Consider the following 14406-nt stretch of genomic DNA (forward strand, 5'->3'; position numbering starts at 1 on the left):
ACCGGCGGACGGGGCGGAGCGCGACGACCGCGTGCTGTGCGCGGCGAGCGTGCCCCGTCCTGGGGGAGCCCGGGTCGCGTGGAGAGGGAAATACATGTCCGAATGTGCCGATACCACTCGCGGCAGGGTTCGCAGGAACCGTACGACGGCGGTCCTCGCCGGGGCGGCACTGCTCGCGCCCCTCGGACTGCTGGCCGCGACCGGCAGCGCGGCGGCGGCGGACAGCGGAGTGTGGGACCGCATCGCCCAGTGCGAGAGCGGCGGCAACTGGCACATCAACACCGGCAACGGCTACTACGGCGGACTGCAGTTCTCCGCCTCCACCTGGCGCGCGTACGGCGGCACCGCCTACGCGCCGACCGCCGACAGGGCGACCAAGTCCCAGCAGATCGCCGTGGCGGCCAAGGTCCAGCGCGCACAGGGCTGGGGCGCGTGGCCGACCTGCTCCTCCCGGGCCGGGGCACAGGGCGGCGCACCGGCCGCCGCCACCCCGCCCGGGGCGGCCGCGGCCCCGCCCGTCGAACCCGTCAAGCCCGCCGCCGGGCCGTCGAAGGCGCCGGCCCGGCCGAGCGGCCACACCGACCGCAGCGCGTCCCGCGGCGACTACACCGTCCGCCGGGGCGACACCCTGAGCGCCGTCGCCGACCGGTACGGCACCACCTGGCAGCGCCTCCACACCGTCAACAAGGCCGTCATCGGCGACGACCCCGACATGATCGTGCCCGGCCAGCGTCTCGAACTCTGACCCGGCCTCCCCGTCGCGCGAAAACCCGGTCCGGGCGGACCCGCGGCGGGGCCCGGACCCGCCTTCCGGCCGTGACCACATCGCAATCGGACACGGACAACCAGGAGGCCGGGTCCGGGGGTCTGACCGGACGACGAGAAGTCCAGGGAGGATCCGCACCGCATGACGCCGTCGACCCCACCGGCCGCCCCGCTGCGCGCCGACTGCATCGGCGACTCCGCAGGCGGTCTGACCTTCGACGTCGCCGCGCACGAGGGCCCCGCGGCGGCCCTCCTCATACTGCGCCGCCGCGCCGCCGACGGAGTCGACGACACGGTCAGCCTGCCGCTGGCCCCGGCCGCCGAGGGCCGGCTGCGCGCCGCGCTGCCCAGCAGCGTGGCCCTGCCCGAGGGCCGCTGGGACGCCTTCGCGCGCGTGTCCGACGGCGAGCCTCGGCGCCTGGTGCCCGGCGTCACCGACCTGCGCTCCCTCGCCGACCGCACCCCCGGCGGCCTGCTCGGCCACGTCGCCGTCCGCATCCCGTACGCCACCCGGCAGGGCAACCTCACCGTCCGCAGCTGGCTGCGCGCCCCGCACGCGGAGACCGGGGAGCTGCGCCTCGCGGAGGACGGGCTGACCGTACGGGGACGGGTGTACGGCACGCGGCTGGCCCCCGGCGCCCACGCCGAGCTGCGGGCCCGCCCAGGCACCGGCGACGGCGGTACGCGCCGGCTGGACGTCGCGGCAGACCGGGCGGAGTTCGGCTTCACCGTGCCCTACGGCACCCTGGCGCCGGGCGAGTGGGACCTGTGGCTGCGGCCCGCCGGCGAACCCGGCCCGGCCGTGCGCCTCGCTCGGCTGCTGGACGACATCGCCGACAAGCACCCCGTCTTCACCTATCCACGCGCGCGCGTACGGACGCCGCACGGCCCCGTGCACGCCGGGCCCTACTACACCCGGGACAACGACCTGTCACTGTCGGTCACTCTGCTGGAGACCTGATGACGCGGACAGCAACTGTCCGCAACCGCTGGCAGACTCGGCGCCATGCTCGAGACCTCGGCACGGCTGCTGCGCCTGCTCTCCCTCCTTCAGGCCCACCGGGACTGGTCCGGCGCCGACCTCGCCGACCGCCTCGGCGTCTCCCCACGCACCGTGCGACGGGACGTGGACCGGCTGCGCGAGCTGGGCTACCCGGTCAACGCCAGCCCCGGCACCGGCGGCGGATACCAGCTGGGCGCGGGCGCCGAGCTGCCGCCGCTGCTGCTGGACGACGACGAGGCGGTCGCGGTGGCCGTGGGGCTGCGCACGGCCGCGGGGCAGGGCATCGAGGGCATCGGTGAGACGTCCGTCCGGGCGCTCGCCAAGCTGGAGCAGGTGCTGCCGAACCGGCTGCGGCGCCGCGTGAGCGCCCTGAACGCCTTCACCGTGCCGATGCTGCGCGGCCCCCGGTCCTCCGCCGTGGACCCGGGCGTCCTGGCCGAGCTGGCCCACCTGTGCCGGGACGGCGAGCGGCTGCGCTTCGCGTACCGCGGCCACGACGGCACCGACAGCCGCCGTACCGTCGAGCCGTACCGGCTGGTGTGCTCCGAGCGCCGCTGGTACCTGGTCGCCTTCGACATCGACCGCGCGGCCTGGCGCACGTTCCGGGTGGACCGCATCACGCCGAAGCCGCCGCACGGGCCCCGCTTCGTCCCGCGTGAGCCGCCCGCCGAGGACCTGGCCGCCTACGTCTCCGAGGGCGTCTCCACGCGCGCGTACGCCGCGCACGCGGTCGTCCGGCTGCTGGTGCCCCATCAGGAGGCCGCCGAGCGGATCTCGCCCACTGCCGGGGTGCTGGAGGCGGAGGGCCCGGACAGCTGCCTCCTGCGCACCGGCGCCGGGAGCCTGGACTTCATGGTGGTGCACGTGATGCTGCTGGGGCTCGACTTCGAGGTGCTGGAGCCGGACGGGCTGACGGAGGCGGTCCGGGCGGCGCGCGACCGGCTCACCCGTGCCCTGTCCCGGGCCGAGCGGCCCGGGGAGGACCTGTGAGCAACGGATGTGTTTCCTGTGCGGATGTCCGATCTCCGCACGTCGTCCGCAAGCCGCCCGTGAGTTCGTTCGGGTGCGTTCGAATGCGGAATGCGGGGAGCCCCCGAGGTGCTTCGATGCCTTTTCCGTCCGTTTATTCGATGGGGCGACGCGACACGCGGAAATTCACCTCACAGGCCTGCGAAAGGCGTACAGAACCGTCCGTCCGTGTGACGGAGTTCGACCAAAACACGGGCCGTGATCTTGTGACAGAAGTGTGACCCCAGGGGCGTCCGCACGCCGTGTTACGGGCCTGGACTTCCCCGGTCGTGGAGCAGGGCATAGCGTGGCGGCATGGCACCGATTCCGACACCCCCGGCCGAACCCCAGGACAGTCCGGACGCATACGTCGGCCTCGAATCCGGCGCGGCCGAACGGCTCGCCCGGGAGCGGGGCTGGTCGACGGTGCGATCACTGGCGCCGGGGACGGTCATCACGATGGAGTACCGCGTGGGCCGCCTCAATTTCGAGGTGAAGGACGGCCGCGTGGCCCGCGCCTGGAAGGGCTGACCCGCGGGGAAGGGGCTGTGCGTACCGGTCCCCGCGGCGTGATGTGAACGGTCAGCCGCCCGACAGGGGGCGTGCGGCCGGGGCCGTGCCCCGCGGGTGGCGGTCGGCGTGCCCCGGCCGGCGGCTGCCCGTCGGAGGCACCGGCGTACGGTCCGAGCGCGCCGTGTGCGGGCCCGGGGCCAGGTACGCCGGGGCCCGGTTGCGCGGCGTGGCGACCGGCTCGCGGGCCGGAGCCTCCTCGCGGTCGGAGGCGGGCGGGGTGAGGACCACGGGCGTGCTGACCGGCTGCTTCGTCGCCGCGGTACGGCGGCGACGGGCGAACCAGCCGTCGCGCAGGCCGAGGATCCAGGCTTCGGCCCGGGTGATCAGCGGCTCGAACCACGGCAGCGCCAGCAGGATCAGCAGCCCCGCCGTCCAGCCGAGGATCACGTCGCTGAGCCAGTGCGTACCGATGTAGACGGTGGACAGGCCCACGCCGAGCGAGGTGACCGCCGACAGTGCCGACAGCCAGCGCCGTGCCCTCGGCGTCGAGGCGAGATAGGCCAGGATGCCCCAGGTCACGACGGCGTTCGCGGTGTGACCGCTCGGAAATATATCGCCGCCGAGCCACATCTCGTTCGAGCCGATCGTGGTCGCGTAGTGCGGTCCCAGCCGGCCCATGCCGTACTTGGCGGCGCCGACCGTGACGTTCAGCAGGAGCAGGGAGACGCCGAGCGCGAGCAGGGGCCGCAGGGTGTGCTGCCGCCAGGAGCGCCAGCCGAGCCAGGCCGCCACCATCACCGCGGTGGGGCCGCGCTGGCCGAGCACGACGTAGTAGTCGACGAACGCGTGGAGCTCCGGCCACTGCTGGTACGGCCGGAAGAACATGACCTGCCAGTCGAGCCGGACCAGCCACGAGGTGATCAGCACGGCCCACACGATCGCGATGTAGAAGGCGAGGGTTCCCGCGAACAGCGCGACCCTGTGCCGGCTCATCTCCGGCACATCCAGGTGGGCCGGTCGTTCCGGCTCCCGGTCCAGTCTCGCGAACACCCGGTCCAGACGGGTGAGGTTCCGTTCGGTACGCACCCAATCGACGTTACAGCGAGTGAGGAGTGATCCCGGACGAATCAACGGCTTTGTGATGACGATGTGATGTGGGATTCCTCTCAGGCGGTGGTTTATTTCCGAGGAATCCGCGACCTGGTCCTATTGCGGACTTCAATTCCTTTGATCGGTCCGGCCGACGGCTTATCGTGCTTATGAATTCGTTCACCGAATGCTGGTCCGGAATTCTCCCGGCGGTCATCGGGTGCACCGGTCCGGTCAGGGCGGGCCGGAGCCGTTCAGCCAGAACGCCCCGTACACCGCCGACGCCACCGCGACACCGCCGACGACCAGCGCTGACCTGGAGGTTCGCATCCGGGCCAGGGCCAGGGCGAGGGGCAGCAGCAACGGGAAGGCGGGCAGCAGCAGCCGCGGCTTCGATCCGAAGTAGCTCGACGTGCACAGGGCGAGGGCGGTGACGATCCCCGCGTACACCAGCAGCGGGAGCGGCTGGCGCTGCCGGACGCAGACGACGTACAGCCAGACGAGCAGAGCGACCCCGGCGATCAGCCCGACGCCCGCCAGGGCCGACGGGAACGACGTGAACCTGCCGGCGATGAAACGGGCGAAGGCCACGCCTCCGTCGAAGCCGTTGCGCCAGCCGGCCTGGACGTCGAGATAGCCCAGCGGGCCCTTGCCGGTGCGGTGTCCGACCCAGAGCGCGTACCCGGCGGCGCCCAGGGGCGCGAGGAGCATGCCGAGCACACGCCGCGCGCCGTCACCGGGGGCGCGTGCCGGGCCGCGGGCGCCGTCCGCGCCGGCGTCGCTCCGGCTTCGCACGAATGCCGCAATCGCGGCCACCCACACCGCCGCCGCCACCGCGAGCCCCACCGGACGGGTCAGCCCGGCCAGCGCGGCCAGCGCCCCCGCCGTCACCCAGCGCCCGGTCAGCACCGCGTACAGCGACCAGGCGGCCAGCGCCGTGAACAGCGACTCGCTGTACGCCATGGACTGCACGATCCCGACCGGCAGCACGGCCCACAGGAGAGCGGCACACACCCCGGCCCGGCGGCCGTACACGTGCTCCGCCACCGCGAAGATCCCCCAGGCCGCGGCGAGTGACGCGAGCAGCGAGACGGCGTACCCGGCATCCGCGTGCGACAGCGGCGTCAACGCCGCGCCGAGCCGCTCCAGCCAGGGCAGCAGCGGGAAGAAGGCCAGGTTGGAGTGCACGTCGCCGTCAGGGAGGCGCACCTCGTAGCCGTAGCCCAGTTCGGCGACCCTGGTGTACCAGAGGGAATCCCATCGGGCCGTCAGCAGCGTGTAGGCGCTCTTGTCGCGCGCGGCGCTCCACAGGGCCAGGGCGAGCAGGCCCAGGGCGCGTACGGCCGCGTAGCCGAGAAGCGCCGGGGCGGCCCGGCACAGGGCACCGGGGCGGCCCGCCGCGCGCGTTTCAAGATCGGTCACGGGCTCGATTATCCGCCGTGGACGGAAACGGCCGTCCGGCCGGGGCGGGCGGGGCCGTGACCGCGGTGGCGCATGCCACACAGGTGACGCGGAATGTGTGAGGCCCGCCACGTGCGCGATGCGAGGTCTCGCGTACTCTGGCGAGTCACTCGCGTTCCGTTGCACGGCCCGGAGCCCCCCGCTCCTCTCCGGCCGAGCCGCAGGGGAGTCCCCACCCCGCGCGGCCCGCCGGGCGCGAGGGAACATCTTGGAGGTACGTACATGTCCGGGACGACCACGGCTGCCGCCGAGCTGCGCCGTCGGGCGGCCGGGGCCGGTGCCAACCGCTGGGTGGTTCTGGTCGTCCTCTGCGTCAGCCTGCTGCTCGTCGCCGTCGACGCGACCGTGCTGCACGTGGCGGTCCCCGCCGTCACCGAGGACCTGCGGCCCGGCGCCATCGAACTGCTCTGGATCGTCGACATCTACCCGCTCGTCTGCGCCTCGCTGCTGATCCTGTTCGGCACGCTGGGTGACCGGGTGGGCCGCAGACGGATCCTGCTGCTCGGCTACGCGCTCTTCGGCGTCGCCTCCGGGCTGGCGGCGCTCGCCGACAACGCCCAGGTCCTCGTCATGGCCCGCGCGCTGCTCGGTGTCGGCGGCGCGATGATCATGCCGGCGACGCTGTCGATCCTCCGGCAGGTCTTCCCCGACCGCCGGGAGAGGGCACTGGCCATCGGCGTCTGGAGCGCCGTGGCCGCGGTCGGCGCGGCGGTCGGGCCCCTGCTCGGCGGCTTCCTGCTGGAGCACTTCTGGTGGGGCTCGGTCTTCCTCGTCAACATCCCGCTGATGCTGGTCAGCCTGCCGGTGGGGCGGCTGCTGCTGCCCGAGTCGAAGGGCGACGGCCGCGGGCCCTGGGACGTGGTCGGCGCGCTGATGGCGGCCGGCGGCCTGTTCGGGGCCGTCCTGGGCGTGAAGCGGCTGGGCGGCGGGGAGCCGGTGGCGAGCCCGCTCACGGTGCTGCCGCTGGTGGTGGGCGCGGCCCTGCTGGTCGCGTTCGTACGACGGCAGCGGCGGCGTACGCATCCGCTGGTGGACCTGGAGATGTTCCGGCGGCCGGCGTTCAGTACGTCGGTGGGGTGCATCGTGCTGGCGATGCTGGCGCTGGTGGGTCTCGAGCTGATCGCGGCGCAGTATCTGCAACTGGTGCTCGGGCTGTCTCCGCTCCAGACCGGGCTGCGACTGCTGCCGCTGACCTTCGCGGCGATGGCGGCCGGGCTGGCGGGCGCGCGGATGCTGCGGCGCTTCGGGCCGCGCCGGATGGTGTGCGCCGGGTTCTGCCTGACGGCCTTCGCGGTGCTGCTGCTGACGGCGATGGGCAGGGCCGACAACTGCGCACTGCTGCTGTCCGGGTTCGTGCTGCTCGGCTTCGGACTGGAGACGACGCTCTTCGGGGCGTACGAGTCGATGCTGAGCGAGGCACCGCAGGCGCAGGCCGGCGGGGCGGCGGCGATCGGGGAGACGTCGTACCAGCTGGGCGCCGGGATCGGGATCGCCCTGCTGGGCAGCGTGATGAACGCGGCGTACGCGCCGGGCCTTGCGGGGGGTGTGCCCGGGGTGCCGGCGCCGGCGTCGGTGGCGGCGGGACATTCGCTGGGGGAGGCGTACGAGGTCGCCGCGCGGCTCGGGGGGCCTGCTGAGGGCGCGCTGCGGCGCGCCGCGGCGGACGCGTTCGTGCACGGGCTGCATGTGACGTTGGTGGTGAGCGCGGGGTTGTTGCTGCTGGGAGCGGTGATGGCGTTGCGGCTGCCGCGGGTGATGCAGTGCGAGGCGGTTCCCGTGCCCGCGCCCCGGGACGCGGCCCAGTCCCGCGTGTCGGCGTGAGCGTACGCGTGGTGGACGTGCGAAGCGGTGCATCGTAACGTCGGCACGAGAACCGTAACTAGCGGCGCTAGTTTTCACGCTCCGGAGGGTGTCCCATGGCCTCGTCCCCCACGTTGCCCGCGTTCGATCCCGCCGACCCGCTCGGCGTCGACGACCTCCTGGAGCCGGAGGACCTGGCGGTCCGGGACACCGTGCGGGACTGGGCCGCGGACCGCGTGCTGCCGTACGTCGCGGACTGGTACGAGAAGGGCGAACTGCCCGGCATCCGGGAGCTGGCCCGCGAGCTCGGCGGCATCGGCGCGCTGGGCATGTCGCTGGAGGGGTACGGCTGCGCCGGCGCGAGCGCCGTGCAGTACGGGCTGGCCTGTCTGGAGCTGGAGGCGGCCGACTCCGGCATCCGGTCCCTGGTCTCCGTGCAGGGCTCCCTCGCCATGTACGCCATCCACCGCTTCGGCAGCGAGGACCAGAAGCGGGCCTGGCTGCCGCGCATGGCCGCCGGTGAGGTCATCGGCTGCTTCGGGCTGACCGAGCCCGATCACGGCTCCGACCCCGCAGGCATGCGCACCCGTGCCAAGCGCGACGGCGGTGACTGGGTGCTCGACGGGCGCAAGATGTGGATCACCAACGGGTCGGTGGCCGGTGTCGCCGTCGTCTGGGCGCGGACCGAGGACGGGATCCGCGGCTTCGTCGTGCCCACCGACAGTCCCGGCTTCTCCGCGCCCGAGATCAAGCACAAGTGGTCCCTGCGGGCCAGCGTCACCAGCGAGCTCGTCCTCGACGGCGTACGGCTGCCCGCCGACGCCGTGCTGCCGGAGGCCACCGGACTGCGCGGACCGCTCAGCTGCCTCTCCCACGCCCGCTACGGCATCGTCTGGGGTGCGATGGGCGCGGCCCGCAGCTCCTTCGAGGCGGCAGTGGAGTACGCGAAGACGCGAGAGCAGTTCGGGCGGCCCATCGGCGCCTTCCAGCTGACCCAGGCCAAGCTCGCCGACATGGCGGTCGAACTGCACAAGGGGATTCTGCTCGCCCACCACCTCGGGCGGCGCATGGACGCCGGCCGCCTGCGCCCCGAGCAGGTCAGCTTCGGCAAGCTCAACAACGTACGCGAGGCCATCGGCATCTGCCGTACGGCCCGCACGATCCTCGGCGCCAACGGGATCTCCCTCGAATACCCCGTGATGCGGCACGCGACGAACCTGGAATCGGTGCTCACCTACGAGGGCACCGTCGAGATGCACCAGCTGGTGCTGGGCAAGGCCCTCACCGGACTCGACGCCTTCCGGTAGGACTCCGGCGGCGGACCCGGTGGGCGTGCGGGGGCGGGGCCGTGGTGTGCGGCCCCGCCTCAGCTCTGGTTGAAGAAACCGTCGGAACGGTGCGCGGCCGACTCGCCGCTGATGATCTGGGTGTCGGCCGGGCTCAGCAGGAACACCCGGGTGGACACCCGCTCGATCGAACCGCGCAGGCCGAAGATCAGCCCGGCCGCGAAGTCGACCACGCGCTTGGCGTCGGTGCCCTCCATGGCCGTCAGGTTCACGATGACCGGGACGCCGTCCCGGAACAGCTCGCCGATGGCACGTGCGTCCCGGAAACTGTCCGGGGTGACCGTGGCGATGCGGCGGCCCTTCTCCTCGGCCACGTCCGTGGCCACCTTCACCCGCGGGTCCGTGACCCAGGCGTCCCCGGATTCGGTGCCCTCGGAGTAGTCGTCGTCGTAGTAGCGCTCGTCATCGTTGTCGTCGACGAGGCCGAGCCACGCACTCGCCTTGCGTACCGATCCCATGGACGCCTCCTCTCTCAGCGGTCTTTCGTGCTTCCGCATCCCTATGGTCATCCATGATGCGGACGTCGCGCCAAGTGGATAGACGCCGCCCGGGGGGTTTGTGACGGTACTGGTGCACAGCGAATCCGTCGAGAGTCCTTGTGTCCCAAGGGTTGTTTCCCAAACGGATGCTGACTGTGAGTGAAATATGATTCTTCCCTGCGGACGGGTGAGGGCGGGTGCGTACGGGTGAACACGAGGATCGGTACGATGCCGCAGCTCAGCGTCGTACGAGACACGGGGGAATGTCGTGTTCGGAATCGTCAGGCCTTGCCGGCACCGGCTCGGGGAGAGCCTCACGAGCCAGTGGATGGCGCATTTGTGCGGGTTGTGCCTCGCGCTGCGCAAGGACCACGGACAGTTCGCGCGGATCGTGACGAACTATGACGGGCTGCTCATATCGGTTTTGACGGAGGCTCAGGCCGGCCGCGGCGGCACGGGCGCCGGGCGGCGTACGGCCGGGCCGTGCCCGCTGCGCGGAATGCGCACCGCGTCCGTCGCGCACGGTGAGGGCGCCCGGCTCGCGGCGGCCGTCTCCCTGGTACTGGCCTCGGCCAAGGTGCGCGACCATGTCGCCGACGGGGACGGGCTGCTGGCCCGCCGGCCGGTGGCCCTCGCCGCCCGCCGGATCGCCACGGGCTGGGACGCCGCCGGCGCCCGCGGCGGAAGTACCGTCGGGTTCGACACCGCCGTACTGGTCGACGCCGTGGACCGGCAGGGCGGCATCGAGGCGCTCGCCGGGCCCGGCACGTCCCTGCTCACCGTCACCGAGCCGACCGAGACCGCGACCGCCGCCGCGTTCGCCCACACCGCGCACCTCGCCGGGCGGCCGGAGAACGCCGAGCCGCTCGCCGAGGCCGGGCGCCTCTTCGGCAGGCTGGCCCACCTCCTCGACGCCGTGGAGGACAAGGAGGCTGACGCCGCGTCGGGCGCCTGGAACCCGCTCACCGCCACGGGGACCCCGCTCACTGAGGCCCGGCGGCTGGCCGACGACGCCGTGCGCGGGGTGCGGCTCGCACTGCGCGAGGCCGAGTTCGGGGACGGCCGGCTGGTGCACCGGCTGCTCGTGCACGAGCTGGGCAACTCCGTCGACCGCGCCTTCGGCACCGTCTCCTGCGCCCACGGCAGCCACCCGTACGCCCCTCCCGGCACCCCTGGCGCCCCGGGCGGCCCCGGTGCGCCGCTGCCTCCGGAGCCGCCCCGCCGCGACCGGCGCGGGCTGCTCGCGGGGTGCGCCGTGTGGCTGGGGCTGGCCTGTACGTGTCAGATGTGCTGCGGCACCTACCACGACCCCTGGAGCGGGGAGCGCAAGGAAGGGACATGCGCCAACTGCGACTGCAGCGGGTGCGGTGACTGCTGCAGTTGCTGCGAGTGCTGCGGCAACTGCGGGGGCGAGGACGGCTGCTGCGACGGCTGCGGCTGCGACTGCGGCTGCTGAGGTGTCCGGCATGCGAGGGTTGCCCCCATGACTACGGACGCATCCGGAGAGTGGAAGCGGTGGCACGAGCAGCGTGTCGCGACGGTGTCGGCGCCCTACGGGCCGCTGTCGCTGACCGGCACGTACTGGCTGGACGACTATCCGGACGGACAACTTCCGGACATCCCCGGGAGCTGGACGGCCGACGGCGACGCGGTGCTGCTGGCAGCCACCGGGGCGGACGGGCTCACCGTGGACGGGCGGCCGCTGGACGGCGAGGTCCGGATCGCCCCCGACCCTGGGCCCGCGAGCGCGGCCCGGGTCGGGTACGGCGAGCGGCGGATCGTCGTCCTGCTGCGCGAGGGCACCTGGGGTGTACGCGACTTCGACCCGGCCGCCGAGGCGCGGCGGGCGTTCCGGGGCATCGCGGCCACGCCGTACGATCCGCGCTGGTCGGTGCCGGGCCGCTTCACACCGTACGACGCCGGACAGCGCAGCGTGCGGGTGCCGAACGCGGACGGGCGGGAGCGCGGGCTCGTCCTGGGCGGGGAGCTGGCCTTCCAGCTGGGCGGACGGGAACTCGCGCTCCAGGTGAGCGTCGAGGGGGACGGCTCGCTGTGGGCCGTCTTCGCCGACGCCACCAGCGGGAGCACCAGTTACCGCTTCCGTTTCCTGCGCCCGGCCGCGCCGGACGCCGAAGGCCGTACGACGGTCGACTTCAACCGCGCGCTGCTGCCGCCGTGCGCGTTCGCCGACCACTACGTCTGCCCCTTCCCGCCGCCGGGGAACGCCCTGGAGGCCCGCATCGACGCGGGGGAGCGCGAACTGCGCTGAACGCCGCCGGGGGTTGGCGGAGATCGTTCAAAGGTTGACGGCCGAAAGGCACTCTTGCGCCGACCGGTCGTTCGGCCGAATACTCCAACCTCAGCGCTTGTCAGGGGCACGTCGTATCCGGAACCCGGACGTCCGTCCCTGGCTGCGCCTCACGGGCCCTCCACCCCACGAGAGGGCCCCCGACTTCCCCCGTGGAGGAACGAAAAGTGAGGATCAAGCGCACCACCCCCCGCAGCGGCGTCACGAGACGGACCCGGCTGATCGCCGTTTCCTCCGGCCTCGTGGCCGCGGCCGCGATCGCGATCCCCAGCGCGAACGCGGCGCCCACCCCGGCCACCTTCAGTGCCGCCGAGCTCAACAGCGCCAGCGGTGCGGTACTCAGGGCCGACGTCCCGGGCACCGCCTGGGCCGTCGACAGCAAGTCCGGCCGGGTGCTTCTCACGGTCGACAGCACGGTCTCCCAGGCCGAGATCGCGAAGATCAAGGAGCAGGCCGGCGACAAGGCCGGCGCCCTCACGGTCAAGCGCACCCCCGGCACGTTCAACAAGCTCATCCAGGGCGGCGACGCCATTTATTCGAACAGCGGGCGCTGCTCCCTCGGCTTCAACGTCCGCAGCGGCAGCGGCGTCGACTACTTCCTGACCGCCGGGCACTGCACCGCCGGGGCCGGGACCTGGTACGCCAACTCCGCGCGCACCACCGTCCTCGGTTCGACCGCCGGGTCCAGCTTCCCGGGCAACGACTACGGCATCGTCCGGTACACCAACAGCTCCATCAGCAAGCCCGGTACCGCGAACGGCGTGAACATCACGCGCGCGGCCACCCCGAGCGTGGGCACCACCGTCATCCGTGACGGTTCCACCACCGGCACCCACAGTGGCCGGGTCACCGCCCTGAACGCCACCGTCAACTACGGCGGCGGCGACGTCGTCGGCGGGCTGATCCAGACCACGGTCTGCGCCGAGCCCGGTGACTCCGGCGGCCCGCTCTACGGCAGCAACGGCACCGCGTACGGCCTGACCTCCGGCGGCAGCGGCAACTGCTCCTCCGGCGGTACGACGTTCTTCCAGCCGGTCACGGAGGCCTTGAGCGCCTACGGCGTCAACGTCACCTGAACCACCCCCCGAACGCAGCCGGCGGCACGACGAGCCCCCGCACACCAACCGGTGTGCGGGGGCTCCCCCTTGCCCGGGCCGGAGCGTCGCCACCGCGTGTAGACGCACATCCGGAGGCCGGGACGCAAGGGCGAATTCGAGACAGAGGGCAGGGCCCGCCGTCCGGTTCACGGTTACTTGCCCGTAGCGTTTGCTGGAGTGTTCGCTCCGCGAATCCTGCTGGAAGGGACATGAATGGTGAAGGACGTGTGTGCGCGCTGAAGTTGTCGTGCGCACGTCCTGAAGTCGACCTTGTGTGCCCTCTGGGGGCTTGGAAGAGTGAGCGCTCGTCAACCAGCCTTCCGGCCCGTGAGGTCCCCACAACCTCCCGGGCCGACCCCCCACAGGAGGACGTGAGTTGAAGCACCGACGCATACCCAGGCGGCGTGCCGCAGTCGTAGGCGCGGGAATCACCGCACTGGTCGCCGCGGGAGTCACCTTCCAGAGTGCGAACGCCAGCGAGGCCCCGCAGGCCTCCGCCCCCGAGACCCTGTCGGTCACGGCGGCCGGAAAGCTCGCCTCCACACTGCTCGGCGACCTCGGCACCGACGCGGCGGGCACGTACTACGACGCGCAGGCGAAGAGCCTCGTGGTCAACGTGCTCGACGAGGCCGCCGCGCAGACCGTCGAGGAGGCCGGCGCCAAGGCGAGAGTCGTCGAGCACTCGCTCGCCGAGCTGAAGAGCGCGCGCAGCACCCTCGCCGAGGACGCCACCATCCCGGGCACCTCCTGGGCGACCGACCCGACCACCAACAAGGTCGTCGTCACCGCCGACCGCACGGTCTCCGGGGCCGAGTGGGCCAAGCTGACCAAGGTGGTCGACGGGCTCGGCGCCAAGGCCGAGCTCAAGCGGACCGAGGGCGAGTACAAGCCCTTCGTCGCGGGCGGCGACGCCATCACCGGAAACGGCGGGCGCTGCTCCCTCGGCTTCAACGTGACCAAGGGCGGGGAGCCGTACTTCCTCACCGCCGGCCACTGCACCGAGGGCATAACCAGCTGGTCGGACTCCTCGGGGAACGTGATCGGCGAGAACGAGGCGTCGAGCTTCCCGGACAACGACTACGGCCTGGTCAAGTACACCGCCGAAGTGGATCACCCGAGCGAGGTCAACCTGTACGACGGCTCCTCGCAGGCCATCTCGGGTGCCACCGACGCCACCGTCGGCATGGAGGTGACCCGCAGCGGCTCCACCACCCAGGTGCACTCCGGTACGGTCACCGGCCTGGACGCCACCGTGAACTACGGCAACGGTGACATCGTCAACGGCCTGGTCCAGACCGACGTCTGCGCCGAGCCCGGCGACAGCGGCGGCTCGCTCTTCTCGGGCGACCAGGCGGTCGGCCTCACCTCCGGTGGCAGCGGCGACTGCACCTCGGGCGGCGAGACCTTCTTCCAGCCGGTGACGGAGGCCCTGTCGGCCACCGGTACGCAGATCGGCTGAGCGCACCCGCACCGCGAGCAGAAGTCCCGTCCCGCGCGCGAGGGGCGGGACTTCCGCGCGCGTACGGCGGGGCTCCTG

General features: G+C 72.6%; 13 protein-coding genes. 10 read left to right on the forward strand and 3 right to left on the reverse strand.

Annotated elements, in window-relative coordinates; all coding sequences use genetic code 11:
• Positions 1-94: 94 nt before the first annotated feature.
• The 4 genes from ACH4F2_RS26255 to ACH4F2_RS26270 all read left to right on the forward strand — a co-directional run bounded on the left by ACH4F2_RS26255 (position 95) and on the right by ACH4F2_RS26270 (position 3307).
• Positions 95-745, forward strand: coding sequence for a transglycosylase family protein (locus ACH4F2_RS26255; RefSeq protein WP_398135197.1), 651 nt, complete (start codon positions 95-97; stop codon positions 743-745).
• A gap of 162 nt (positions 746-907) precedes the next feature.
• Positions 908-1726: a hypothetical protein gene (locus ACH4F2_RS26260; protein WP_398135198.1), complete on the forward strand. Its 819-nt coding sequence runs from the start codon at positions 908-910 to the stop codon at positions 1724-1726.
• 45 nt (positions 1727-1771) lie between these two features.
• Entirely contained in the window at positions 1772-2758 is a 987-nt protein-coding gene (locus tag ACH4F2_RS26265; RefSeq protein ID WP_398135199.1) for a helix-turn-helix transcriptional regulator, read from the forward strand.
• Between the two features lie 333 nt (positions 2759-3091).
• On the forward strand, positions 3092-3307 hold the full coding sequence (locus tag ACH4F2_RS26270) for an I78 family peptidase inhibitor (protein WP_121746112.1): 216 nt from the start codon (positions 3092-3094) through the stop codon (positions 3305-3307).
• Positions 3308-3358: 51 nt separating this feature from the next.
• Here ACH4F2_RS26270 and ACH4F2_RS26275 read toward each other — a convergent pair whose 3' ends face one another.
• Complete coding sequence (locus ACH4F2_RS26275) at positions 3359-4375, reverse strand: phosphatase PAP2 family protein (RefSeq protein ID WP_398135200.1); 1017 nt, start codon at positions 4373-4375, stop codon at positions 3359-3361.
• Between the two features lie 237 nt (positions 4376-4612).
• Positions 4613-5800: a glycosyltransferase family 39 protein gene (locus ACH4F2_RS26280; protein WP_398135201.1), complete on the reverse strand. Its 1188-nt coding sequence runs from the start codon at positions 5798-5800 to the stop codon at positions 4613-4615.
• Positions 5801-6061: 261 nt separating this feature from the next.
• Between ACH4F2_RS26280 and ACH4F2_RS26285 the strand changes: the two genes are divergently transcribed.
• Positions 6062-7660: an MFS transporter gene (locus tag ACH4F2_RS26285; protein ID WP_398135202.1), complete on the forward strand. Its 1599-nt coding sequence runs from the start codon at positions 6062-6064 to the stop codon at positions 7658-7660.
• Positions 7661-7755: 95 nt separating this feature from the next.
• A complete protein-coding gene (locus ACH4F2_RS26290; RefSeq protein WP_398135203.1) occupies positions 7756-8946 on the forward strand; it encodes an acyl-CoA dehydrogenase family protein in 1191 nt (396 codons plus the stop codon).
• A gap of 59 nt (positions 8947-9005) precedes the next feature.
• Here the strand turns inward: ACH4F2_RS26290 and ACH4F2_RS26295 are convergent, their stop codons facing one another.
• Complete coding sequence (locus ACH4F2_RS26295) at positions 9006-9443, reverse strand: cell division protein SepF (RefSeq protein WP_398135204.1); 438 nt, start codon at positions 9441-9443, stop codon at positions 9006-9008.
• A 289-nt stretch (positions 9444-9732) separates the two neighbouring features.
• Between ACH4F2_RS26295 and ACH4F2_RS26300 the strand changes: the two genes are divergently transcribed.
• The 4 genes from ACH4F2_RS26300 (at position 9733) to ACH4F2_RS26315 (ending at position 14328) form a co-directional block, all read left to right on the forward strand.
• Complete coding sequence (locus tag ACH4F2_RS26300) at positions 9733-10920, forward strand: DUF5685 family protein (protein ID WP_398135205.1); 1188 nt, start codon at positions 9733-9735, stop codon at positions 10918-10920.
• Between the two features lie 27 nt (positions 10921-10947).
• On the forward strand, positions 10948-11733 hold the full coding sequence (locus tag ACH4F2_RS26305) for a DUF1684 domain-containing protein (RefSeq protein ID WP_398135206.1): 786 nt from the start codon (positions 10948-10950) through the stop codon (positions 11731-11733).
• A gap of 206 nt (positions 11734-11939) precedes the next feature.
• Complete coding sequence (locus ACH4F2_RS26310) at positions 11940-12848, forward strand: S1 family peptidase (RefSeq protein WP_398135207.1); 909 nt, start codon at positions 11940-11942, stop codon at positions 12846-12848.
• 397 nt (positions 12849-13245) lie between these two features.
• The gene (locus ACH4F2_RS26315; RefSeq protein WP_398135208.1) at positions 13246-14328 is read left to right on the forward strand and encodes a S1 family peptidase; all 1083 of its coding nucleotides are present in this window, start codon (positions 13246-13248) and stop codon (positions 14326-14328) included.
• The last annotated feature ends 78 nt before the right edge of the window (positions 14329-14406 follow it).

Origin of the sequence: Streptomyces sp. NPDC017890, assembly GCF_044328675.1 — a bacterium.
Taxonomy (GTDB): Bacteria; Actinomycetota; Actinomycetes; order Streptomycetales; family Streptomycetaceae; genus Streptomyces.